This window comes from Caballeronia grimmiae, assembly GCF_000698555.1.
GTDB lineage: Bacteria > Pseudomonadota > Gammaproteobacteria > Burkholderiales > Burkholderiaceae > Caballeronia > Caballeronia grimmiae.
In genome coordinates this window covers 1-2,592 of sequence record NZ_JFHE01000100.1, presented here as the reverse complement: position 1 = coordinate 2,592, position 2,592 = coordinate 1, and the positions used below count along the sequence as shown (strand labels likewise).

The 2,592-nt window shown below is 62.2% G+C and carries 2 protein-coding genes; both read left to right on the top strand.

The annotated features are described in order from the left end of the window. Positions 1 to 183: 183 nt before the first annotated feature. Positions 184 to 1,722 carry an IS21 family transposase gene (gene istA / locus BG57_RS30675; RefSeq protein ID WP_081851049.1) on the top strand — a complete coding sequence of 513 codons (1,539 nt, stop codon included), beginning with the start codon at positions 184 to 186 and terminating at the stop codon, positions 1,720 to 1,722. A gap of 9 nt (positions 1,723 to 1,731) precedes the next feature. Further along, a complete protein-coding gene (gene istB, locus BG57_RS30670; RefSeq protein WP_035971021.1) occupies positions 1,732 to 2,490 on the top strand; it encodes an IS21-like element helper ATPase IstB in 759 nt (252 codons plus the stop codon). The last annotated feature ends 102 nt before the right edge of the window (positions 2,491 to 2,592 follow it).

The following is a 2,592-nucleotide window of genomic DNA, read 5'->3' as shown; positions in this document are numbered from 1 at the left end:
CTGCGTATTTCACACCAAGCTGGACAGCGATTTCGCGGCAAGCTGGACAGGCATTTCACGTGAAGGTGGACACGGATTTCACGGCAAGCTGGACAGCGATTTCACGCGAAGCTGGACAGTAACCTCGTGAGGTAGCGACGCGGGTCAACCGTGGCACGCTCGACGATTTCGTCGAGAGGCCACATGGCATATCCAACGTTGACCATGCGTAAAATTCGTGAAGTGCTGCGCCTGCATTTCGACTGCGGGTTCAAGCAGCGGGAGATCGCCCGGGCAGTGGGCACCTCGCCGACGACGGTCGGACAATACGTGCGGCGCATGCAGCGCACCGGGCTGAGCTGGCCGCTGCCGGCGACGTTGTCCGATGACGAACTCGAAGCCCGGCTGTTTCCGCCACCTCCGCAGGTTGAAGGGCAGCGTCCCGAACCTGACTGGCCGACGGTGCGCCGCGAGCTTGCGCGCAAGGGCGTCACGCTCGACCTGCTGTGGAATGAGTACAAGGCCGAGCATCCGGACGGCTACGCGTACACGTGGTTCTGCACGCGCTACAGCCAGTGGGCGAATTCACTGCCCCTGACGCTGCGTCAGACACACGCGCCCGGTGAGAAACTGTTCGTCGATTACTCCGGCGACAGAATCGCGATCATTGACGCGGCGACGGGCGAGATCCGCGAAGCAGAGCTCTTCGTCGCGGTGCTCGGCGCGTCGAACTACACGTATGCCGAAGCGACCTGGACTCAGCAGTTGCCCGACTGGATCGGCTCGCACGTGCGCGCGTTCGAATTCATCGGTGGCTGCCCGGAGATCGTCGTGCCCGACAACCTGAAGTCGGGTGTACACAAGCCCAGCTTCTACGATCCGCTGATCAACCGCACCTACGGTGCGATGGCTGCGCATTACTCCGTCACAGTCCTCCCGGCTCGCAGTGGGAAGCCCCGTGATAAGGCGAAGGTTGAACAGGGCGTCCTCCTGGTCCAGAGATGGATTCTCGCCCGACTGCGCAAACAGCGCTTCTTCAGTCTGGCCGAAGCGAACCGCGCGGTCGCCGAACTGCTCACCGGCTTGAACAGCAAGGCCTTCAAGAAGCTACCGGGTTCGCGCCGTAGCGCCTACGATGAACTTGATCGCCCCGCGCTCAGGCCGTTGCCCGCGCTGCCATTCCAATACGCCGACTGGAAGGTTGCCCGCGTTGGCATTGACTACCACGTCGAACTCATCGGCCATTACTACTCAGTCCCGCATCGCTTCGCGCGTGAGCAGGTCGACGTACGTTACACCACGTCGACGGTCGAGATCTTCCATCGCGGCAAGCGCATTGCGGCGCACGTAAAGAGCGAGCGGCGCGGTGCCCACACCACCCTGACCGAACACATGCCCGCCAACCATCAGGCCGTTAGCGGCTGGGATCCCCAGCGCCTGCGCAACTGGGCGGCCAGCATCGGCCCACACACCTGCGCGATCGTCGCGCATCTGCTTGGTGGTCGGCAGCATCCGCAGCAGGCCTATCGCACCTGCCTGGGTGTGCTGCGTCTCGCGAAGGACTACGGCAACGAGCGGCTAGAAGCCGCCTGCAGTCGCGCAATCGATCTGAAAGCGCCGAGCTACAGGTTCATCGCCTCGACCCTGAAGAACGGTCTGGATCAGCAATCCTCGACGGTCCCCGTCCAGGCCGACCCGCCGCTCACGCACGTCAACGTGCGCGGGCCAAACTACTATCATTGAAGGAGAAATATGCTTAGACATCCGACCATCGAGAAGCTTCACGAGCTGCGCCTGAGCGGCATGGCCGCAGCGCTCACCGAGCAGCAGGGACTCGCCGACATCGAAGCGTTGAGCTTCGAAGAACGACTGGGCCTGCTCGTTGAGCGTGAGTCCAGCGTACGCGAATCACGGCAGACCACGGCGCGGCTGCGCCGCGCAAAACTGAAGTTCTCTGATGCGGTACCGGAGGACATTGACTACCGCGCAGCCCGCGGACTCGACCGCAGTCTCATTGGGCAGTTGCTAACCTGCAACTGGATTCGCGAACGCAACAGCACCGTGATCATCGGCGCCACCGGCCTTGGCAAGACCTGGCTGGCCTGTGCGCTGGCCAACCAGGCGTGCCGCCAGGGCTTCTCGGCGCTGTACCTGAAGATGCCGCGGCTCAATGAGGACCTCGCCATCGCACACGGCAGCGGCCGATATGCACGACTGCTGGCGCAGTGGGCGAAAACGGACTTGCTGCTGATGGACGACTTCGCAATGGCACCGATGAGCGATGGCGCCGGGCGTGACCTGCTCGAGATTCTTGATGACCGTCACGGCCATCGTTCGACGCTGGTAACCAGCCAGATTCCGGTTGAGAACTGGCACGCTGCACTTGGCGACCCTACGCTCGCCGATGCCATTCTCGATCGACTCGTGCACAACACTTACCGCATCAACCTCAGCGGCGAATCGATGCGAAAACGCAAAAAGAGTTTGACCACCGATCCACAGTCAGAGTAAAAACCGAAAACCCTGCGTCGCTGCGCTCCGACTGTCCAGCTTCGCGCGAAACAACTGTCCACCTTCACGCGAACCGCGTGTCCAGCTTTCGCGAATTACGCA